Origin of the sequence: Halobacterium sp. NMX12-1, from assembly GCF_040435975.1 — an archaeon.
GTDB lineage: Archaea > Halobacteriota > Halobacteria > Halobacteriales > Halobacteriaceae > Halobacterium > Halobacterium hubeiense.
In genome coordinates, this window is the sequence record NZ_CP159204.1 from 2,526,247 (window position 1) to 2,546,549 (window position 20,303).

The following is a 20,303-nucleotide window of genomic DNA, read 5'->3' on the forward strand; positions in this document are numbered from 1 at the left end:
CTCGTTCGAAACGCCGCCGGAGAGCCGGGGATTTCTGGTGGTTCGTCCGGACCGTCAGCGGTTTCTCCGGCTCGCGCCAACTGCGGCTATGAGCAAGTGGCTGTCGTCGGGGCTGCGCCGCGACGTCTGCGTGGTCGTCGCCAGCGAGGGCTCCCCCACCCAGCAGTCGGTCAAGCGCGCGATAGAGCGGAAGAACGACGAGCGCATCCGCCCGAAGCGGTTCAACGGCGCGGTGAACAAGCTCGAAGACGCCGGGATACTCGAGCGCGAGCGCGACGGCGTCCACGACCGCCTCCTGCTCACGGAGGCGGGCGAGCGGCGCCTCCGCGAGCACCGCGAGTGGGTCGACGAGCGCCTCGCCGACTGGTAGCTAGTCGGCGGCCTCGAAGTAGACGCTCGCGTCCTCGCTGGTGGCCTGCGCGGTCACCGCGGAGACGCCGACCGTGAGCACGAGCCCGATGGCCATGCCGACGACCGAGGGGAGCCAGCCCCAGTAGGCGTCCGCGAACACGGGGACACCCTCGACGTACACCGTCGGGCCGAAGACGGTGAGGAGGTAGAACAGCTGGCTGCCGCCGATTCCCGCGAGCATCCCCGAGCGCGTGGTGTCGCGCCAGTAGAGCGCGACGCCGACCGGGAGCGCGAGCTGGGCGAACCCGCCGAAGGCGGTCTCCCCGATGGAGACGAGCGTGCCGGGCGTGAACAGGCTCGCGACGAACGTCGCGGAGGCGAAGACGACGACGCCGATGCGCCCCAGTTTGTTCTCGTAGGCCTCGCTGGCGTCGGCGTTCACGAACGGCCGGTAGAGGTCGCGCGTGAAGTACGACGCGCCCGAGAGCAGCATCGAGTCCGATGAACTCATCATCGCAGCGAGCGCGCCGGCGACCACGAGCGCCGCGAACCAGCCCGGGGTGTATTCGGCGAGCAGCACGGGGAGGATGTTCCCGCCCTCTGGCATCGCGAGCCCGACGCCCTGCGCCCACGACCCGAGCAGGAACGCCGGCACGAACAGGAGCACGACCAGCACCGGCCACAGCGCGAACGTGCGCTTCAGGACTTTCTCGGACTTCCCGACGAAGAACCGCTGGTTCACCTGCGGGAACATCGTCACGCCGAACGCGATGCCGATTGCTTGGGAGAGCATCCACTGCGGCGAGTAGACGCCGCCGCCGAGCGCGCGGAACTCCGTCGGCATCGCCGCGCCGATGCCGCCGGGTTCGGCGGCGAGCGCGCTCGCAATCCACGCGAACGCCAGCCACACCATCGACAGCATGAACACGCCCTGCAGGGTGTCCGTCCACGCGACCCCGCGCATCCCCGACAGCACGACGTAGGCAATCATGAACAGCGTGATGAAGCCCGCGCCCGCCCAGTACGGGACCACTCCATCAGTAAGCGCTTCGAGCGCGGTGCCGGCGCCGACCTGCTGTAACATTACGTACGGGAACAGCCAGAAGATGCTGACCGCGGCGACCAGCCCGCGGAGGGTCGTCGAGCCGAAGCGGTCGCCGAGCATCTCGCCGAGCGTGACGTAGCCGTGCGCGCGGCCGAGCAGCCACTGACGGTAGCCAAGCAGGTACCACAGCAGGCCGAACAGCACGCCGTCCATCAGCCCCATCACGAGAATCCACTCGGGGCCGGAGGAGAACGCGGTGTTCGGGCCGCCGAAGAACGTGAACGCCGACAAGAGGGTGGCGAACGTCGTGAACAGCAACACGCCGGTCCCGAGGCCGCGGCCCGCGAGGTAGTAGTCCTCGGCGGTCTGGTCGGTGACGCGGTAGGCGACCGCGCCGACGGCGAGCGCGACGACCATGTACGCCGCGACGATGCCGATTTCCAGCAGCGCGCTCATTTCGCCACCCCCGCGAACGTCCCCCAGTCGCGGCGCGCGAACGCGGCGAACGCCGCCGCGGTGACGACCATCCAGCCGACGTGCCACCACACCCAGACGGGGAGGCCGGCGACCATCGAGGCGTCGTTCCACAGGAACCACGGAATCGCGAGCGCGATGAGGACGACGAAGGCGATTCCCCAACCGAGCGCCGAACGTGACGTCATCTTACCACCACGTGTCTACTAATGTGGGTTAAATGTTGCTGTAATCCTCTACACTCCGTTCCATAGAAAATTTTTCTCCTAACTCCGAATCGGGCACCTCGACGTCTCCCAACGGTGTTCGGCGACGACCGCGTCCCAGGCGGGCCGAGTCCCGGGACGAGAGCGGGGACGGGCGGTCGACGCTGACGGCCGTCGCGACAGCTATTTCCCGGACGCCTCCATAGTTCTAGGAGAGAACAATACTGATGGAGGACACCGCGAAGTACCTCATTCACGCGGACTTCGTCGCCGACGGGGTCGTCGAGCGCACCGACGTGGTCGGTGCCGCCTTCGGGCAGACCGAGGGCCTGCTGGGCGACGACCTCGACATCCGCGACCTGCAGGACTCCGCGAAGCTCGGCCGCATCGACGTCGCCGTCGACAGCGAGGGCGGCCAGTCCTTCGGCACCATCACCATCGCGTCCAGCCTCGACCGCGTCGAGACCGCGACGCTGGCGGCCGCGCTCGAAGCCGTCGAGCGCATCGGCCCGTGCCGCGCGCAGGTCGAAGTCGACCGCATCGAGGACGTCCGCGCCGCCAAGCGCCGCGAAATCGTCGACCGCGCGAAGGAGCTGCTGGCGTCCGCGTTCGACGAGGGCGCCATCGACTCCGACGACATCCTCCGCGAGGTCCGCGAGAGCGTCCGCGTCGAGGACGTCACCGAGTACGAGGGCTTCCCCGCGGGTCCGAACGTCGCCACCAGCGACGCCGTCCTCGTCGTGGAGGGGCGCGCGGACGTCGTGAACCTCCTCCAGTACGGCATCAAGAACGCCGTCGCCGTCGAGGGGACGAACGTCCCCGACGCCGTCGCCGACCTCACGCGCGAGCGCACCGCGACCGCGTTCCTCGACGGCGACCGCGGCGGCGACCTCATCCTCCGCGAGCTCCGGCAGGTCGGCGACCTCGACTACGTCGCACGGCCGCCGGACGGCGAGTCCGTCGAGGACCTCTCCCGGGGCGCCGTCGACGCCGCGCTCCGCGAGAAGTCCCCCGCGGACACCGCGACGCTCGTGAGCGACCGCGAGGACGACGAGACGCGGCAGGACGCGGTCGCAGACGCGCCCGCCGGAACGACGTCCGCGGTCGAATCCGTCGAGGAGGCGACCGCGGCGACCGACGGCAGCGCGACGCCCGCGCCCGAAGCGACCGCGGCGACGGCGGTGCAGACCGACCCCGAATCCGCGGCGGAGCCGGCCGAACCCGTCTCGAAGACGGTCGGCGACCACGTCGAGGCGGTCGTCGGCTCCGGGACGGTTCGGCTGCTCGGCGACGACCTCGACGTCCTCGCGGAAGCCGACGCCGACGAGGCGATGGAGGCGCTCGAATCCGCCGCCACGGTCCCGCGGGTCGTCGTGCTCGACGGCCCCATAACGCAGCGCCTGCTCGACGTCGCCGCTCAGCGCGGCGTCGCGAAGCTCGTCGGCACCAGCGCTGGCGAGTTCGTCAAACAGCCCGCCGGCGTGCGCGTCCACACCGCCGACGACTACTGATTCTGCAGAAGTTAGGCGAGGCCGACCAGCAGCGCGAGCGCGCCGCCGGCGACGCCGCCCGAGAGGGTCGCGATGAAGTTCACGGCCTGATTCCCGACGACGCCGCCCTCGATGAGCGCGCCGGCGACGCTGTCCGCGGTCATCCCGACGAACCCGGCGGCGACGACGACGCCCGCGCCCGCGAGCCCGAACCCGAAGACGGCGACGCAGATGGCGGCGATGAGACCCGCGCCCGCGAGCCCCGCGAGTTCGCCCTGCCACGTCACCGCGCCGTCGGTCCCGGGTTCGACGCGCTCGAACGTCGTCACGAGCCGCGGGGTGTCGAAGAGGCCGCCGACCTCGCTGGAGAGCGTGTCCGCCAGCGCGGTGGCGACGGCGCCCGCGTACGCGAACTGGTACGCGAGGTCCGACAGCGGCACGTGGGCGTGCGCGGCGTACAGCAACAGCGCGAGCAGCGCCGCCGCGGAGTTCCCGAGGACGTTCCCGGTGCCGCGCGCGCCCTCGTTGTCCTCGGCGACGCCGCGTTCGAGCTTCTGGTCGTAGCGGAATTTCGTCGTGAGACTGCCGATGGCGAAGAACGCGATGAGCACCACGAACCAGCCGTAGTCGCCGAGCACGACCGCCAGCAGCCCGAGGAGCACGCCCGTCAGCATCCCCGCGACCGAGGTGGCGTCCAGCGCGTAGGAGACGTAGCCGAACCCGGAGGTGACCGCGAGCGCGACGGCGACGCGCTCCCACGCGGTCGCCGCCGACACGTCCGCGAACGGCGCCAGCACCGCGAACAGCCACAGCAGCAGCGTCACGGTCACGAGCACCACGGGGTCGTCCCGGCCGACGAACACCGAGCGCAGGATGCCGGCGGCGAGCGCGCCGCTCGCCGCGAGGAACACGTGCGTCGGGGCGACGACCGGCTGGCCGCCGACCGACGCGACCACGCCCTGTCCGGCCAGCGCCGCGAGCGCGCCCAGCACGACGAAGCCAACCATCGAGAGCGCGCGGTTCTCGCGGGCAGCGAGCACGAGCCGCCGCCCGAGGTCGCCGTACCCGACGACGAGCACGCTCGCGACGAACACGCCCACCGGCACCTCGAACAGCGGCACGAGGAGGCCGACGCCGGCGGCCGCCAGCGAGAACCCGACGAGCGCCAGCAGCCGCCCCTCGCGGCGGTCGCGCGGCGTCGAGAACACCTCGAACAGCCGGCCCTCGGGGACGACGGCGGCTGCCGCGGCGACGAGCACGAACGGGGCGGCCGCTGCCCGGCCGAGCAGCGGCGCGAGCAGCGAGAGCGACGCCACGAGCGCGAACGCCGCGGCGCGCCGGAGACTCCAGTTCACGTCCGTCGTGCGTTGCCCGGGACCGTACTTAACTTCCCCGAAGCGGGAACCGCGACGCGCGCACCGGTCGGGACCCGGATCGCGGCGCCCGCAGACCCACAGGGTTTTGGGCCGCGGCGGCGGATGCGACGGTGTGGGCCTCTACGACCGCTACCTCGCGCTCCGCGTGCGCCGCCACGACGCCGACGCGCCCGACCACGTCGCGCTCGTCATCACGGAGCGCGACCTCCTCGAAGCCGGCGCGTACGACACGCTCGCGGAGTTCTTCGGGTGGGCGTTCGACTACGGCGCCGACCGCGTCACCGTCTACGTGAGCGTCCTCGACGAGGCCGCCGTCCCCACCCTCGAACGCGAACTCGCGCGCGTCGACGCCCCCCGCGAGGTCGCCGTTCGCGGGCCGGACGACGACCAGCGCGCGGACGCCCCGATTCAGGTGAGCGTCGGCCACGGCGGCAAACAGGAGTTCGCGACCGCCGTCCAGAGCGTCGCGGAGGCCGTCGCCGCCGGCGAGATGGACCCCGAGGACATCGACGAAGACGTCGTTGAGTCCGAACTCGTGTTCCCCGAGGAGCCCGACCTCGTCATCAAGACCGGCGCCGAGCGCCTCTCGGACTTCATGATCTGGCAGTCCGTCTACTCGGAGCTGTACTTCACGGACGTCAACTGGCGGGACTTCCGCAAGCGCGACTACCTGCGCGCGGTGCTGGACTACGAGAACCGACAGCGGCGGTTCGGGCGGTAACGAACTACCTGTAGTATTTTGGCGAGTGCCGGGGGTCACCCAACTTAATTATTCGAACCGTCAATACTGAGACTCAGAGAGCGTATGAACATTCTTCCCTATCACCATCCGGATGATAAGCAATTCTCGCTCGTTTTCGTCACTGACGACCGCACGGCGTTCGAGGACCGCCTTCAAGCGGAGCGGGACAAAGACAACGTGGACGCGAAGCGTTTCATCGATTCGGTAGACGACAGTACTCGGTATGCGGTTTTCACTGACACCCACCGGTCAGCGGACTCTGTTCCTAGTTTCGACAACACAGACGAGCTTCGGCAATGGCTGCGTTCAGAGTTCAACGACGACCTCCCGGTAATCAACGCTATCTACACGTTCTTTGACGAGCTAATGTCGACGAAACGTGAGCAGGGGGACCCGTTAGAGGCGTACAAACAGATCGAATTAGAGAAGATTCCCGAGATTCTGGACAGCGTTGAGTGGCAGCAGTCCGTTCCAGAGGTTGGCGCAGAGTTACTCTCTGAATTTGTGCTCACTCATCCGATGCCGAACACCAACCACCGTACTGGCATCATTCTGCTTGACCGCTATCTACAGTCATTCGACGACGAGGTGAGCATTCCGGATACAGGTGAAACCGGGGAGTGGTATGACTGGGCCTCGAACTACGTCGAGGATTCGAAACGACTGCTTACACTGCGACGCCGATACCGTATTTTCAGATACGCGCAGAAATTAGGCTACGACGCTATCGAACGCAAGCACAGCGTCATGATTCAGCTAGACGAATACGACATCCATCGCTCGGACGCGTTCGACCACTTTACACGGGCACACCTGAAACGAACTGAGGAATTTGTCTATACGGTATTGAAGAAAACAGATGCTACACACTTAGTCAACGTCGAAGATGATGGAAAACGCGCGTTCATCAGCCGTCTGTAGCGTCGTATTCGTCAGTCTGGAAGTACGACGAGCTTGCGGGCCACCTCTCGACCGTCTTCCGTGAGGTCAGACGGAGCCCCCGCTTCTTCGCGGAGCACTCGCTTGAACTCGCTGTTATCGATGGCCATCTGTACTCGAAGGTAGTACGGCCGGCATATAAACTCTGTCGTCCAGCAGCGGCCCTTGCCGGCGAACAGCGTTTCTGGCTTCAGTCCGCAGACTGCCCGTCGGCCTCGACGTCCTCGGGCGGCTCGGGGAGCGTGCTCTTGAACCGGTCGAGGACGCGCCGCGCCTCGCTGACCTCGCTGCCGAGCGCGCGAACGAGCGCGAGCGCGCGCTCCGCTCGCGTCCGCCGCCACGACGCCTCCCGGGACTCGTAGGTGCGCACCGCGCGCAGGAAGTCGACTTTCGAGAACTCCGGCCAGTACGGCGTGCAGAAGAACACGGCGGCCTCGCTGCCGTTTGCGTGCCACGGCAGGAAGTTCGACGTGCGCTCGTCGCCGCCGGTGCGGATGATGAGGTCGACGTCCTGCACGGGGCTGGTGTGGAGCCGCGACTCGATGTCTTCGAGGTCCACGTCCTCGGGCGCGAGGTCGCCGTCGGCGACGGCCTCGGCGACACCGCGGGCAGCGCCGAGCAGTTCCGCGCGGCCGCCGTACGCGAGCGCGACGTTCAACGCGAAGCCGTCGTAGCCGGCAGTCCGGGACTCGGCGTACTCGACGGCGTCCTGCACGCGCTCGGGGAGGCGGTCGGTGTCGCCGATGGCGCGAATGCGGACGCGCTGGTCGTGGACGCGGTCGGCGTCCGCGAACTCCGTGAGCTTCTCCTCGAGGAGGTCGAAGAGGTGCTGTTGCTGTTCCTCGGGGCGTTCGAAGTTCTCCGTGGAGAACGCGTACAGCGTCAGCTCCTCGACGCCCAGCTCCGCGCACCAGTCCAGCACCTGTTCGGTGGTCTGGGCGCCGGACTGGTAGCCCTGGGTGGCGTCCTCGCCGCGCTGGCGGGCGTACCGGCGGTTGCCGTCCTGGATGACGGCGACGTGCGCGGGCGCGCCGTCGACCTCGCGGCGGAGGACGCGCTCGTAGCCGGCGTTCAGCGCCGAGCGGAGCCAGTCTCGCATCACGCGAGACGACGACAGTGGGACGTATCAGCCTTCTGTTCGCGCGCGAACCGCCGCGCAGCGCCGAACCGCCACACGTATGGCCGGTAGGCGTGTCGTCTCAGCCATGAGCGAGACGGTCAACGAGGACCTCTACCGGGACACGATGGAACTCCTGCGGCCCGGCGACATCGAGCTCGCCGGCGCGGTCGTCCACACGAGCTACGACTCCAGCGCGGAGAGCATGCTCCACCAGCTCACCCTCGACGCCGGCGACGCGGTGGCCGAGCGCGCCGACGTCGGCGACACGTACGTCTACTCGGGCAACGACAGCGACGAGTTCGGCGTGAACCAGCACCAGGGCCTGACGCTGGACGGCGACGAGTTCGTCTGGGAGTGCCAGCAGCTGCTCCGCGAGGGCACGTTCGACCTCGTGCTGTACTGGAAGGCGACCGACGAGCACGACGCGCTCGTCGAGGACATCGAGGGCCTCGACGGCGTCGAGCGCGTGGTCGGCATCACCGAGGACGGCTTCGACGCGTAATCCGGCGACGGCTGCGGGCCGCGCGACGAACCGGTCGTTTCCGCGGTGGCGGCGGCGCTGTCGGTGTTTCTCCGTTCCCAGTTCGCGGCGCGAGTCGGGCCGTTTATGGTTCGCGCTCCCCCAGTGGTGGCTATGGATATCGCGGACCTCGACGACCGGGACCGCGCGGTACTGAACGCGTTTCAGGGGGGGTTCCCGGTCGTGCATCGGCCGTTCGAGCCGGCGGCGCACGCGCTCCGGTCGCGGGGCGTGGACATCGACCCGGCGGGCTTGCTCGACCGCGTCCGCCGCCTCGACGACGAGGACGTGCTGACGCGGTTCGGCGCGCTCATCAACGCCGAGGAGATCGGCGGGAGCGCGTCGCTGGTGGCGATGCACGCGCCCGAGGACGAGTTCGAGGAAATCGCGGAGACGGTCAACGGGTTCCGGGAGGTCGCGCACAACTACGAGCGCGAGCACCCGCACCTGAACATGTGGTTCGTCGTGTCGGTCGCGGACGACGAGTCCGTCGAGGACGTGCTCGCGGACATCGAGGCGGAGACCGGCCAAGAGACGTACAACCTCCCGAAGCAACAGGAGTTCCGCGTGGAGGCGAAGTTCCTCGTGGACGGTCCGATTTCGGACGGCGACGTGGACCTCTCGCACCTCGGGCCGACGCCGGACCCGACCGACCGCGAGACGCTGACGCCCGCGGAGCGCGACCTCGTGCTTGAGGTGCAGGACGGCCTCCCGGTCGTGGAGACGCCGTATCAGGCGGTCGCCGAGGAAATCGGCCAGGAGACCGACTGGGTCGTGGAGACGCTGCGGCGGTTCAACGAGGAGGGGAAGGTCCGCCGGGTCGGCGTCATCCCGAACCACTACTCGCTGGGGTACACGGAGAACGGGATGACCGTCTGGGACGTCCCCGACGACCTCGTCGAGGAAGTCGGACCGGCCGTGGCGAGTCTGGACTTCGTGACGCACTGCTACGAGCGCCCGCGCCACGACGGCGTCTGGGAGTACAACTTCTTCGCGATGACACACGGCCGCAGCGAGGAGGAGAGCCAGCAGCGCATCGAGCAGGTGCGGGACGTGATGGCCGACTACTGGGACGTCGGCGAGGACGACTGGGACACGCTGTTCTCCACGCGCATCCTGAAGAAGACGGGCATCCGGCTGGCCGAGCGCGCGGACGCGAACACCGCATGAGCGGGGGGCAGACGCAGTGATTCCGCTGTTCCACGACTTCGAGGGGGAGACGGTGCTGGTCGTCGGCGGCGGGCCGGTGGGCGCGCGGAAGGCCCGGAAGTTCGCTCGCGAGGCCGACGTGGTCGTGTTGAGTCCCGAGTTCGCGGACGCGGACTTCGGTGCCGCCGAGCGCGTGCAGGCCGCACCCGGTCCGGAGGACGCCGCCGACTGGGTGGCGCGGGCGGACCCGGCGCTGGTGGTCGCGGCGACCGACGACGCCGACGTGAACGACGCGTTCGCGGGCGCGGCACGGGAGGCCGGCGCGCTCGTGAATCGCGCGGACGAGTCCGGCGGTCGGGACGCCGACAGCGTGGTCGTACCGGCGACGATTCGGGACGACCCGGTCGCGGTCGCGGTCTCGACGGGCGGCGCCAGTCCCGCGCTCTCGAAGTACCTCCGCGAGCAGCTGGAGGACGAGCTGGCGGGCGCGGGCGGTATGGCGGACCTAACCGCGTCGCTGCGCGCGGAGCTCAAGGCCGCCGACGTCCCGCCCGAGACGCGCCGAGATGCAGTCAGAGCGGTGGTACGTTCGGGGCCGGTTTGGAAGGCTTTACGTACTGGTGGGACAAACGCCCGGCAAACAGCCGACGACGTCGTCGCAGGCGTCGTGGGGAACACAGAGTGGTCCACGTGAACGGAAACACAGGCGTCGTCTCGGGCGTGCGCGTCTCCCACGAGTCGGCCTCCCTCTCGGAGCTGGAGGCCGCGAGTGCGGACAGCGAAGCGGACGCGCTCGACGCGCTGCTCGTCGAGCCGGCCGTCGAGGAAGCGTTCGTGATTCAGACGTGCCACCGCTCGGAGGCGTACGTCGTCGCTGACGAACCGAGGGACGGCCGCCGCGCGCTCGCCGCCGCCGGCTTCGACCCGGCCACGGAGGGCGCCGTCGCGATGGGGCACGAGGAGAGCCTGCGCCACCTGCTCCGAGTGGCCGCCGGCCTCGAATCGCTCGTGGTGGGCGAGGACCAGATTCTCGGGCAGGTGCGGGACGCCTACGACACCGCGCAGGACGCCGGCGCGATCGGGCACGTGCTCCGGCAGGCGGTGACGAAGGCCATCCACGTCGGCGAGCGCGCGCGAACCGAGACCGCCATCAACGAGGGCGTCACGTCGCTGGGGAGCGCGGCGGTCCGCCTCGTCGAGGACGAAGTGGACGTCGACGGGGCGACCGCGCTGGTCGTCGGCGCCGGCGAGATGGGCGCGCTCGCGGCGAAGGCGTTCGCGAGTTCGGGCGTCGAGCGCGTCGTCGTCGCGAACCGGACGCCCGCTCGCGCCGACCGGGTCGCCGACGCCGTGGACGCCGACGCCGAAACCGCGTCGCTGGCGGAGGCCGCCGACCACGCCGCGGACGCGGACGTCGTGGTCACTGCGACCAGCAGCCCCGACTACGTGCTGGACGAGGACGCGCTGTCGGCCGCCGGCGAGACGGTCGTCGTTGACCTCGCGCGGCCGCGGGACGTCGCGCCCGACGCGGCGACGCTGGACGCGGTCTACGTCCACGACCTCGACGACCTCCACGCGGTCACGGAGTCCACGCGCGAGCAGCGCGAGGACGCCGCTCGCGAGGTCGAGTCGATGCTGGAGGCGGAGTTCCAGCGGCTGCTCGCCCAGTACAAGCGCAAGCGCGCCGACGAGGTCATCGCGCGCATGTACGAGAGCGCCGACCGCCTGAAGGCCCGCGAGGTCTCGACGGCGGTCTCGAAGCTGGAGGCCGCGGGCGGCGAGGTCTCCGAGGAAGAGCGCGAGGTCTTGGAGTCGATGGCGGACGCGCTGGTCAGCCAGCTGTTGGCGGCGCCGACGAAGAGCCTGCGGGACGCCGCCGAGGAGGACGACTGGTCGACCATCGCGACCGCACTCGAACTGTTCGACCCGGACTTCGAGGACGGGATGCCGTTCGACGCGCCCGCCGGCGAGGCGACGCCCGCCGAGTCCGAGGACTAAGCGTACCCGAGCCTGATTCCTGCGGCGACGACGATTCCGGCGGCCAGCGGCGGCACTACCGCGGCTGCGCCCGTGAGGCCGGCCGCGTCCGCCGCGGCCGCGACCGCGAGGACGAGGACGACGCCGATCGCGGTCGCGGCCGTCAGCGACCAGTTCGCGTCCATCAGTTCCGGGGTCGTCTCGGAGGCCCTTCGTCGTGACGGCGGGTACGATTATGTGACTGGCGCGTGACGCCACGACCATGGCAGAACTCCTCTCCGACGACGAGGTCGAGGAACGAGTCCCCGAGGGCTGGGAGCGCGAGGGCGACGAAATCGTGCGCACGTACGAGTTCGACGACTACCTGAAGGGCGTGGCGTTCGCCTCCGAGGTCGGGGAACTCGCGGAGGAGCAGTTCCACCACCCCGAGATTCGGATTCGCTACGAGGAAGTGGAGGTGCGGTTCACGAGCCACGAGGCGGGCGGCATCACGACGCAGGACGTCGAACTCGCGGAGCGCTGCGACCGCCTCCGGTAGGATGGACGCGCAGTACGCCTTCGCGGTGCGGTTCCGCCTCGACCCCGACTACGAGGTGCGCGTCGAGCCGCAGGTCTTCGAGACGCGCGTGGAGCGCGTCGCCGCCGAGCCCGGCGAGCCCGGCTGGCTGTTCTTCCGGGACAACCTCTGGCGGGGAGAAATCGGCGACCGCGACCACTTCCGCGAGCTGACGGCGGACGCGCTCGGCGTGCCGGTGGACTCCGTGGAGTACCGCGCGCTGGAGACCGACCGCGAGTACTACGACGCGCTCAAAGAGGAGGTCGGCGCGCACCTCGACCTGTTCAAGGCCGACAGCACGGCCGAGGTGCTGAACAAGTACCTCGGCAGTTCGGTGGAAGTGACGGACTGACACGCCGGGGCAAAACACTTGACGGCGAACCCCTTACGCACTGGCCTGATGCAGCCCGCCGACTACGACGTCTGGCTGTTCGACCTCGACGGCACGCTCGTGGACACCGAGTGGTCGTACACCCGCGAGGTGTTCGACCGCGTCGGCGACCGGGTCGGCCACGAGTTCTCGGACTACCAGGCGGAAGTGCTGTGGCACGGTCTGGGCGGCTCGCGGGACGCCCAGCTCCGCGAGTGGGGGTTCGAGCCGTCGGCGTTCTGGGACGCGTTCCACGACGTCGAGGACCCGACTGCGCGCGCGGAGGCGACGTACCTCCACGAGGACGCCGCGCAGGTCGCGGACCTCGACCGGCCCACGGGCGTCGTCACGCACTGCGCGGAGTTCCTCACCGAGCCCGTGATGGACAGCCTCGACATCGGCGACTGGTTCGACGTCGTGGTCTGCTGTGACGACGACACCGGCTGGAAGCCCGACCCGCGCCCCATCGAACTCGCGCTCGACGGCCTCGACGCGGGCCCGAACCACGACGGCGTCTACGTCGGGGACGCCGAGAGCGACGTGGGCGCCGCCCGGAACGCCGGGCTGGACGGCGTCCACGTCGAGCGCCACGACCCGCACAAGCGCGGGCACTGCGTGCTCGGCGACCACCGCGTCGAGTCTTTCGACGACCTCTTCCTCGCGCCCCGGTGCGCGGACTAGGCCTCGTAGCCCGCGAGGTCCGCGAGCACGTCCTCCACGTCGGCGAGCACGTCCGCGAGTTCCTGCACGCCACGTTTCTCGACGCGCTCGGGGTTCGCCAGCGCGCGCACCGTCTGCTCGCCCAGCGGCACGAATTCGAGCCCGAGGCGGTCCGCGGTCGCGCGCAGCGCGAGGCCGGCGTCCGCGTCGCCCTCCAGTACTGCTCGCGCCGGGCTCTCCGTGCCCTTCGTCTCGCGCTCGTAGCCGTCGATTTCCTCTGCGAGCGTGCGGCGGTCGCTGTCGCGCTCGTCGGCCAATTCGGCGAGCGCGTCGTCGAACGCGTCGCGCAGCCCGCTCGCACCGGTGCGGTTCGACAGCGTTACGTCCGCGTCCACGAGGTCCGCGATACCGGAGACGGCGAGCGGATTGCCGGCGGGGACGACGAGCCCCCACTCGCGCGTCCACGACGCGAGTTCTTCGCCCTCACCTCTCCCATCCGTCGTTACAGCGACGTCCGGCACGCCGTTGCGGAGGCGGCGCGCGCCCTCGCGGGAGCCGAGTCCGAGGAATCGCGGGTTCGAGAGGCGGTCAAGCACGCGGTCGAAGCCGGGGTCGCGCTCGCCGACCGCGAACACCGACGGCGGGCGGACGTCCGGCGAGAACAGCTCCACTTCGACGGTCTCGCCCTCGTCGAGGTACTCCGTGTCGGCATCGACAGTCACGGTGCCGTCGGCCTCAACGAGACTCGTGGTCGCGCCCGAGCCCTTGTCCACGGGGTAGACGAGCGTCTCGCCGTCCCCGGACTCCACGAGGCCCGCCGGCATCAGGCGCGTGCGCCCCTCGCTGTAGCGCTCGCGGACCGCCATCGTCCCCTCCACGGTCGCCGAGCGCGGCTCCGGGAGGCCGGCGGCGTCCCGAATCTTCGGCGCGACGAACGTCCGGAAGATGGTGAGCGCGGACACCGGGTAGCCCGGCAGGCCGACGTACGCCGAACCCCCCATCTCGCCGAGGAGCATCGGCTTCCCGGGTTTGACGCTGACGCCGTGCAGGAGGAGTTCGCCGCGCTCCTCGACGACCTGATACACCACGTCGACGGCGCTCGCGGAGGTCGAACCGGAGGAGAGCACGAGGTCGCAGTCGTCGGCGGCGTCCCGCAGCACGCGCTCCAGTTCCTCGTAGTCGTCGCCCGCGTGGGGGTACAGCACGGGCTCGCCGCCCGCGTCCCGCACGGCAGCAGCGATGGAGTAGCTGTTCACGTCGTAAATCTGGCCCGCGCGGTGGCTCACCTCGCCGCCCGGACGCACCAGTTCGTCGCCCGTGGAGACGATGCCGACGCGGGGCTTCGCGCGCACCGGCACCGTCTCCATCCCGAGCGCCGCGAGCAGGCCGATTTCCCGGGACGTGAGCAACGTTCCCGGGCCGAGCACGCGGTCGCCCGCCGCCACGTCCGCGCCCGCCACCATCACGCCGTCCCCGGGCGCGAGCGACGTGCGGACGGTCACGGTGTCCTCGTCGCGCGCGGTGCGTTCGACCATCACCACCGCGTCCGCGCCGGGCGGCACGGGCGCGCCGGTCGAAATTTCGGCGCAGGTCCCTTCGTCGACGCTGACGTCGGGCTCGCTGCCCGCGTGGATGTCGCCGACGCACTCCACTTCCACGGGGTCGGTCTCGCTCGCGCCGAACGTGTCCGCCGCGCGGAGCGCGTAGCCGTCGACTTTCGCGCGGTCGAACCCCGGCACGTCGAGGCGGGCGTCCACGCGGTCCGCGAGCACGCGGCCGTCGGCGTCGTCCAAGTCCACGCGTTCGACGCCCGGCGACAGGTCGAGGCCGTCGATGACCTCGCGGGCTTCCTCGGGGCTGGCGAGGTCGCGGAACTGCTTGCGGTCGCTCATCGGTGCGCCTCCCAGTTCTCGACGGCGACTGTCTCGCCGGCGTCGACGCCCTCCGTCTGCTCGGGGACGACCACCCAGCCGTCCGCGAGCGCGACGCTTGAGAGCACGCCGCTCCCGCTCGAACTCACCGGTTCCGCGACCGTCTCCGCGCCGTCCTCGCGGAGGCGGACGCGCGCGAACGTCCGCACGCCGGGCTCGGAGCGAATTTTCCCGTCCAGCCGCGCCTGCACGCTCGGTGGATCGTCGAGCGGCATTCCGCCGACGCGCTTGAGTGCGGGTCGCAGGAACTGCACGGCGTTCACGATGCAGGCGACCGGGTAGCCCGGCAGCATCACCACGAGCGTCCCCGCGACTTCGCCGAGCGCGACGGGGTGGCCGGGCCGCAGCGCGACGCCGTGGACGAACACCTCGCCGAGATTATCGGCGACTTCCGGGATGAGGTCGCGTTCGCCGACCGAGGACCCTCCCGTGGTCACGACGACGTCCGCGTCCACGTTCGCCTCAATGGCGTCCGCGAGCGCGTCCTCGTCGTCGGTCACGACGTCCTCGTAGCGCGCGCTCGCGCCCCAGCGCTCCGCGAGTCGCGAGACGGTGAGCCCGTTCGTCTCCACGACCTCGCCGGGCTCGGGGTCGTCCTGCACGAGCTCCTCGCCGGTCGGAATCACGGCGACGTCCGGGCGCTCGTACACCTCGACCTCGCGCAGGCCGACGGACTTCAGCAGCCCAAGGTCCGAGGGTCGGAGGCGGTGGCCGGGCTCGTAGAGCCGGTCGCCCGCTTCGACGTCCTCACCGACGGGCGCGACGTTCTCGCCCTCGCCGACCGCCGAGAATACTTCGACGTCACCGCTGGCGGTGTCGGTCTGCTCTATCATCACGACCGCGTCCCCCCACTCCGGGACCGCGCTCCCCGTGTGCACGCGCTCGGCCTCGTCCCCGCGGAGGACCGCGGGCGACCGGTCGCTCGCGCCGAACGTGTCCTCGGCGCGCACCGCGAACCCGTCCATCGCCGCGCGCCGGTAGTGCGGGACGTCCCGCTCGGCGGTGACGGCCGTGGCGACCGTCCGCCCGTCCGCGTCGAGGAGAGGGACGCGCTCGGTGCGGTCGTGGACCGCCACGCGGTCGAGCAGCCGCTCGCGAGCGGCCTCGACGCGCGTTCGTTCCTTGAAGCCGGCGTCGTGCCGGTCGTGTTCGGTCATGAGCGTCCGTTGGGTGTGAGTAGGGGTAAAGGCTGCGTGGCCGACCGAAGGGAAGCCACGTTACCGCGAGCGGGGAGTGCGTGCCCGACCGTAGGGAGGGCACGATGGCGAGCGGTGACCGCAGGGAACCGTGAGCGCAGCGACCCGCGAACAGCGTAGGCGACTCGCGACCGTACCGCGAGCACCGTCAGCCCCCACCCGACAGCCGAACATCTTCCACAGACACGCCGATAACCGCGCTTAATTCGGCTTAACCGTCGCTAATCCGGGGCGAGCGACTGCATCGTTGAATACCCCGGCAGTCCACGAGTCGGGTGGCGGCAGTCGTTCGCCGCCGGTCAGGGCACACTGAGCGTCAGCGTGCGTCGCCGGACATCCCCCCTCTCGTCGTCGGCGACGCAGTCGGACCGCGCCACTCCCCCATCGGCGTGGGCCGCGTCAGCGTCTGTCAGGACGCCACCGGTGTGTCGAAGCACAGCCGGTTCCGCGCGCTCGCGGTCGTCCCCCGCCGCGAGCGCGCCCGTCCACGGTGGACGGTCCACTTCGTTTTCGCGGTCGTTCCCGCCGACGACCACCGGGTTTAACGCCGCGCCGACCCAACGTCGGAGTATGTCCCGCTTGCGCGAAGCGCTGGGGAGCCTGCCCGACTCCGTGTTCGTCGACGTCCTAGAGAGTGACGACGCCTACGCGTTCGTCGTCGACGTGCCGGGGGCGACCGCGGACACCGTGGACGTCCGCGTCGAGGGGAGGACGCTCGCGGTTGACGCGCGCCGCGAGAAGGACGTGCCCGTCGAGTTCGACTACCGCAGCGAGGAGCGGTCGCTGTTCCTCGAACTGGAGCTGCCGCTGCCGCCGGACGCCACCGACGAGGGGGCGTCCGCGAGCGTCGAGGACGGCGTGCTCGACGTGCGGCTGCCCAAGCGCGGCGACGACAGCCACAGCGTGCCCATCGAGGGGTAGACGGGTGGCGCTGTTCAAGGCGTACCGGCGGTTCGTCGTCGTGGTCTGGCAGTTCCTCCCGCTCGTGTGGGGGTACCTGCGCGACCGGCGGCGGTTCGTGTTGTTCGGCGGGAAGCGCCGCGTCACGACGGAGATGCGGGTGGCGCGCGCCCGCCGCCTGCTGGACTCGCTTCTGACGCTCGGCCCGACGTTCATCAAGCTCGGGCAGCTGTTGTCCACACGGCCGGACGTGCTGCCGCCGGAGTACGTGGAGGTGCTGGCGGACCTCCAGGACCGCGTGCCGCCCGCGGACTACGAGGACGCGAAGGTCGTCCTCGAAGACGAACTCGGCCCGGTCGAGGAGCGGTTCGACGACTTCGACGACGAGGCCATCAGCGGCGCGAGCCTCGGGCAGGTCTACACCGCGAAGATAGACGGCGAGGAGGTCGCGGTGAAGGTGCGGCGGCCGGACATCGAGGAGCTCGTGGAGGCGGACCTCCGCGTCGTCCGGTGGACGCTGCCGCTGGTCGCGCGGTTCGTCGGGGAGTCGCGGGCGTTCAGCCTCCAGAACCTCGCCGACGAGTTCGCGAAGACCATCCGCGAGGAGATGGACTACGCCCGCGAGGCGGAGATGCTCACCGAGATTCGCGGGAACTTCGCGGACGACCCGAGCGTCGTGATTCCGGCAGTCTACGAGACGCACTCCAGCAACCGCGTGCTCACGATGGAGTACGTCCCGGGGACGAAAATCTCGGACGTCGAGGAGCTGGACCGCCGCGGCATCGACCGCGAGGGGGCCGCGGAGACCGTCGAGCGCGCGTACCTCCAGATGATAATCGAGGACGGCGTGTTCCACGCCGACCCCCACCCGGGGAATCTGGCTGTTCGGGACGACGGCGCGGTGGTGTTCTACGACTTCGGGATGAGCGGCCGGGTCGACGAGTTCGTGCAGTCGAAGATCGTGGACTTCTACGTCGCGGTCGCCAACCAGGACATCGACGCGATTCTGGACGCGCTCATCGAGATGGGGACGCTCTCCCCGGAGGCCGACCGCGCGACGATGGCGGACGTGATGGAGCTCGCGATTCAGGACGCCCGCGGGGAGGACATCGAGACGTACCGCGTCCAGCAGATCGTCGGGCAGGTCGAGGACACCATCTACGAGTTCCCGCTGCGCCTGCCGTCGAACCTCGCGCTCGTGTTGCGGGTGGCGACGGTCGTGGAGGGCGTCTGCGTCACCCTCGACCCCGACTTCGACTTCATCACGGTGGCGACCGACTACCTCGCGGAGGAGGGCTACCGCGAGGAGTCCGTGCGGCAGTTCGCCGAGGAGACCGCCGACCAGTTCCAGCGCTCGGCGCAGTCGGCGGTCCGCATCCCACCGAAACTGGAGTCCGCGCTCGACCGCGTGGAGCGCGAGGACCTCCACGTGCGCGCGGACCTCGAAGACAGCGACGGCGTCGTCGACCGGCTGGCGCGCCGGGTGGTGCTCGGGCTCGCGTTCGCGACGAGCGTCCCGACGACCGCGTTCCTCTACGTGGAAGCGGACCTCGCCGCGGCCGGCGTCATGGCCGCGTTCACGGCGGCGGTCGGGGTCGGGCTCTACCGGTCGTTCCGGAAGCGCCGCGGGACGCTGGCGACCCCGCAGTTCACGCGACAGAACCTCGGGCAGCGCCGCGAGGACTGACTGCCGGCGCCGTCCCTGTTTTCACGCCGCCGCGAGAACGTCGGGTATGGACGTCGAACCCTTCGAGTTGGAGCGGTGGTTCGCGGAGTACGAGCACGACGCCGACGTGATGCTCGCGGAGAGCGGCGTCCGCAGCCTCCCGGCGGACCGCTTCGACACCGACCCCGGCGACCTCGGCTACGTCATTCCGACGGCGGGCGCGCCCGACGTCCGCGAGACGATTGCCGCGGACTACGCCCGGAGCGCCGACGAAGTGCTGTGTACGGTGGGCACCCAAGAGGCGAACTTCCTCGCGTTCCAGTCGCTTTTGTCGCCCGGCGACCACGCGGTCGTCGTCACGCCGACCTACCAGAGCCTCCACGCCGTCCCAGACTCCATCTGCGACGTGACGCGAGTCCCGCTGGACGAACCCGGCTGGACGCTGGACGTTGACGCGGTCGCGGAGGCAGTGCGGCCCGAGACCGAGTTAGTGGTCGTCAACAACCCGAACAACCCGACCGGCCGCAAGCACCCCGAGGACGCGATGCGCGCGCTCTACGAGGTCGCCGCCGACAACGACGCCTACCTGCTCGGCGACGAGGTGTACCGACTGCTCGCCGAGGACCCGGTGCCGCCGGTCGCCAGCATGGGCGAGTACGGCATCAGCACCGCCAGCCTCTCGAAGGCGTACGGGCTCGCTGGCCTCCGGTTCGGCTGGCTCGCCGGCTCCGAGGAAGTGGTCTCGGCCGCGGAGCGCTGGAAGGACTACACGACGATTTCCCCGTCGAAGTTCGGCCAGCACGTCGCCCGACAGGTCCTCGACGGCGAGCAGGAGGCGCTGCGCTCGGAAGCCCTAGAGCACGTCCGGGAGAACCACGAGATTACCGCGGAGTGGGCGCGCGGCCACGGCCTCGACTGGCCCGACCCCGTCGGCTGCAACGTCTTCCTACGCGTGCCCGACGGCTTCGAGGGGTCGCGGGACTTCTGCCGCACGGTCGTCGAGGACGCCGGCGTCGTGCTCGCGCCCGGAGACTGCTTCTCGACGGGCGGCGAGTCCTACGACGGCTACTTCCGGCTCGGCTTCGGGCTGCCGACCGACGAACTCCGCGAGGGGCTGGCGCGCGTCGACGACGTGCTCTGAACTGCACGGGTCTGCCCCAATCTCACGTTGCCGTCTCCGCGAGTGTGGGGGCCTCTCCCGGCCGGCCGGCGTTCCAAACCGTTTATACACGGCAGGCGTGAATCCGGGCGTATGGCGAAAGAGCAGACAGAAGTCCGGGAACTGCAGGAAGGCAACTACGTGATGATCGAGGACACGCCGTGTCAGATCAACGCCTACAGCACCGCCAAGCCCGGCAAGCACGGGAGCGCGAAGGCCCGCGTCGAGGCCGAGGGCGTCTTCGACGGGAAGAAGCGCAGCTTCAGCCAGCCCGTCGACGCGAAGGTCTGGATTCCCATCATCGAGCGAAAGCAGGGCCAGGTCGTCTCGCTGGAGTCCGAGACCGTCGCGCAGGTCATGGACCTCGACACCTACGAGACCGTGACGATGCAGATTCCCGCCGACCTCGACCTCTCGGCGGACGACAACATCGAGTTCCTCGAGTTCGAGGACAAGCGCAAGATTCTCCAGTAACG

23 protein-coding genes are annotated in these 20,303 nt (G+C 69.9%); 15 read left to right on the forward strand and 8 right to left on the reverse strand.

Annotation, left to right across the window (positions count from 1 at the left end; genetic code table 11):
• The first annotated feature begins 88 nt into the window (after positions 1-88).
• A complete protein-coding gene (locus ABSL23_RS15185; protein WP_353634378.1) occupies positions 89-370 on the forward strand; it encodes a PadR family transcriptional regulator in 282 nt (93 codons plus the stop codon).
• Here ABSL23_RS15185 and ABSL23_RS15190 read toward each other — a convergent pair whose 3' ends face one another.
• Both ABSL23_RS15190 and ABSL23_RS15195 read right to left on the reverse strand, forming a co-directional pair.
• Positions 371-1,852 carry a sodium:solute symporter family protein gene (locus ABSL23_RS15190; protein ID WP_353634379.1) on the reverse strand — a complete coding sequence of 494 codons (1,482 nt, stop codon included), beginning with the start codon at positions 1,850-1,852 and terminating at the stop codon, positions 371-373.
• Positions 1,849-2,058 (reverse strand): DUF3311 domain-containing protein, encoded by a 210-nt coding sequence (locus ABSL23_RS15195; protein WP_353634380.1) that lies wholly within the window; start codon positions 2,056-2,058, stop codon positions 1,849-1,851. Before ABSL23_RS15195 ends, ABSL23_RS15190 begins: the two co-directional genes overlap by 4 nt.
• A 245-nt stretch (positions 2,059-2,303) precedes the next feature.
• Between ABSL23_RS15195 and dnaG the strand changes: the two genes are divergently transcribed.
• A complete protein-coding gene (gene dnaG, locus ABSL23_RS15200; protein ID WP_353634381.1) occupies positions 2,304-3,587 on the forward strand; it encodes a DNA primase DnaG in 1,284 nt (427 codons plus the stop codon).
• 11 nt (positions 3,588-3,598) lie between these two features.
• Here dnaG and ABSL23_RS15205 read toward each other — a convergent pair whose 3' ends face one another.
• On the reverse strand, positions 3,599-4,921 hold the full coding sequence (locus tag ABSL23_RS15205; protein ID WP_353634382.1) for a DUF92 domain-containing protein: 1,323 nt from the start codon (positions 4,919-4,921) through the stop codon (positions 3,599-3,601).
• Between the two features lie 133 nt (positions 4,922-5,054).
• Here ABSL23_RS15205 and ABSL23_RS15210 point away from each other — a divergent pair, with 133 nt between their 5' ends.
• Together ABSL23_RS15210 and ABSL23_RS15215 are read left to right on the forward strand one after the other, a co-directional pair.
• Positions 5,055-5,663 carry an undecaprenyl diphosphate synthase family protein gene (locus ABSL23_RS15210; RefSeq protein ID WP_059057458.1) on the forward strand — a complete coding sequence of 203 codons (609 nt, stop codon included), beginning with the start codon at positions 5,055-5,057 and terminating at the stop codon, positions 5,661-5,663.
• An 84-nt stretch (positions 5,664-5,747) separates the two neighbouring features.
• Positions 5,748-6,605 carry a hypothetical protein gene (locus ABSL23_RS15215; RefSeq protein WP_353634383.1) on the forward strand — a complete coding sequence of 286 codons (858 nt, stop codon included), beginning with the start codon at positions 5,748-5,750 and terminating at the stop codon, positions 6,603-6,605.
• Positions 6,606-6,813: 208 nt separating this feature from the next.
• On the opposite strand, the gene uppS is transcribed toward ABSL23_RS15215, so the two are convergent.
• Positions 6,814-7,722, reverse strand: a complete 909-nt coding sequence (uppS, locus tag ABSL23_RS15220) for a polyprenyl diphosphate synthase (RefSeq protein ID WP_353634384.1) — start codon at positions 7,720-7,722, stop codon at positions 6,814-6,816.
• A gap of 106 nt (positions 7,723-7,828) precedes the next feature.
• On the opposite strand from uppS, the gene ABSL23_RS15225 reads away from it, so the two are divergent.
• The 4 genes from ABSL23_RS15225 to hemA all read left to right on the forward strand — a co-directional run bounded on the left by ABSL23_RS15225 (position 7,829) and on the right by hemA (position 11,410).
• A complete protein-coding gene (locus ABSL23_RS15225) occupies positions 7,829-8,245 on the forward strand; it encodes a DUF5778 family protein (RefSeq protein ID WP_353634385.1) in 417 nt (138 codons plus the stop codon).
• A 123-nt stretch (positions 8,246-8,368) separates the two neighbouring features.
• Positions 8,369-9,433 (forward strand): Lrp/AsnC family transcriptional regulator, encoded by a 1,065-nt coding sequence (locus ABSL23_RS15230; RefSeq protein ID WP_353634386.1) that lies wholly within the window; start codon positions 8,369-8,371, stop codon positions 9,431-9,433.
• A 16-nt stretch (positions 9,434-9,449) separates the two neighbouring features.
• On the forward strand, positions 9,450-10,106 hold the full coding sequence (locus tag ABSL23_RS15235) for a bifunctional precorrin-2 dehydrogenase/sirohydrochlorin ferrochelatase (RefSeq protein WP_353634387.1): 657 nt from the start codon (positions 9,450-9,452) through the stop codon (positions 10,104-10,106).
• Positions 10,103-11,410, forward strand: a complete 1,308-nt coding sequence (gene hemA, locus ABSL23_RS15240; protein ID WP_353634388.1) for a glutamyl-tRNA reductase — start codon at positions 10,103-10,105, stop codon at positions 11,408-11,410. Before ABSL23_RS15235 ends, hemA begins: the two co-directional genes overlap by 4 nt.
• On the opposite strand, the gene ABSL23_RS15245 is transcribed toward hemA, so the two are convergent.
• Positions 11,407-11,574 carry a hypothetical protein gene (locus ABSL23_RS15245; protein WP_353634389.1) on the reverse strand — a complete coding sequence of 56 codons (168 nt, stop codon included), beginning with the start codon at positions 11,572-11,574 and terminating at the stop codon, positions 11,407-11,409. The two genes, hemA and ABSL23_RS15245, sit on opposite strands and share 4 nt — an antisense overlap.
• Before the next feature lie 77 nt (positions 11,575-11,651).
• Between ABSL23_RS15245 and ABSL23_RS15250 the strand changes: the two genes are divergently transcribed.
• Genes ABSL23_RS15250 through ABSL23_RS15260 form a run of 3 tightly spaced genes read left to right on the forward strand, consistent with a single transcriptional unit; the run spans position 11,652 to position 12,996 of the window.
• Complete coding sequence (locus ABSL23_RS15250) at positions 11,652-11,927, forward strand: 4a-hydroxytetrahydrobiopterin dehydratase (RefSeq protein WP_059057463.1); 276 nt, start codon at positions 11,652-11,654, stop codon at positions 11,925-11,927.
• A gap of 1 nt (position 11,928) precedes the next feature.
• Complete coding sequence (lwrS, locus tag ABSL23_RS15255; RefSeq protein WP_353634390.1) at positions 11,929-12,297, forward strand: LWR-salt protein; 369 nt, start codon at positions 11,929-11,931, stop codon at positions 12,295-12,297.
• Positions 12,298-12,345: 48 nt separating this feature from the next.
• Positions 12,346-12,996 carry an HAD family hydrolase gene (locus tag ABSL23_RS15260; RefSeq protein ID WP_353634391.1) on the forward strand — a complete coding sequence of 217 codons (651 nt, stop codon included), beginning with the start codon at positions 12,346-12,348 and terminating at the stop codon, positions 12,994-12,996.
• On the opposite strand, the gene ABSL23_RS15265 is transcribed toward ABSL23_RS15260, so the two are convergent.
• The 3 genes from ABSL23_RS15265 to ABSL23_RS15275 all read right to left on the reverse strand — a co-directional run bounded on the left by ABSL23_RS15265 (position 12,993) and on the right by ABSL23_RS15275 (position 16,638).
• Entirely contained in the window at positions 12,993-14,867 is a 1,875-nt protein-coding gene (locus ABSL23_RS15265) for a molybdopterin biosynthesis protein (protein ID WP_353634392.1), read from the reverse strand. The two genes, ABSL23_RS15260 and ABSL23_RS15265, sit on opposite strands and share 4 nt — an antisense overlap.
• The gene (glp, locus tag ABSL23_RS15270; protein ID WP_353634393.1) at positions 14,864-16,063 is read right to left on the reverse strand and encodes a gephyrin-like molybdotransferase Glp; all 1,200 of its coding nucleotides are present in this window, start codon (positions 16,061-16,063) and stop codon (positions 14,864-14,866) included. Before glp ends, ABSL23_RS15265 begins: the two co-directional genes overlap by 4 nt.
• 338 nt (positions 16,064-16,401) lie before the next feature.
• Positions 16,402-16,638, reverse strand: coding sequence for a hypothetical protein (locus ABSL23_RS15275; RefSeq protein WP_353634394.1), 237 nt, complete (start codon positions 16,636-16,638; stop codon positions 16,402-16,404).
• Positions 16,639-16,672: 34 nt separating this feature from the next.
• Between ABSL23_RS15275 and ABSL23_RS15280 the strand changes: the two genes are divergently transcribed.
• From ABSL23_RS15280 to ABSL23_RS15295, 4 genes are all read left to right on the forward strand, one after another.
• Positions 16,673-17,023: an Hsp20/alpha crystallin family protein gene (locus ABSL23_RS15280; protein ID WP_059057469.1), complete on the forward strand. Its 351-nt coding sequence runs from the start codon at positions 16,673-16,675 to the stop codon at positions 17,021-17,023.
• A 4-nt stretch (positions 17,024-17,027) separates the two neighbouring features.
• Complete coding sequence (locus ABSL23_RS15285; protein ID WP_353634395.1) at positions 17,028-18,689, forward strand: AarF/ABC1/UbiB kinase family protein; 1,662 nt, start codon at positions 17,028-17,030, stop codon at positions 18,687-18,689.
• 46 nt (positions 18,690-18,735) lie between these two features.
• Entirely contained in the window at positions 18,736-19,809 is a 1,074-nt protein-coding gene (locus tag ABSL23_RS15290) for an aminotransferase class I/II-fold pyridoxal phosphate-dependent enzyme (RefSeq protein WP_353634396.1), read from the forward strand.
• A gap of 111 nt (positions 19,810-19,920) precedes the next feature.
• The gene (locus ABSL23_RS15295) at positions 19,921-20,301 is read left to right on the forward strand and encodes a translation initiation factor IF-5A (RefSeq protein ID WP_059057471.1); all 381 of its coding nucleotides are present in this window, start codon (positions 19,921-19,923) and stop codon (positions 20,299-20,301) included.
• Positions 20,302-20,303 lie beyond the last annotated feature (2 nt).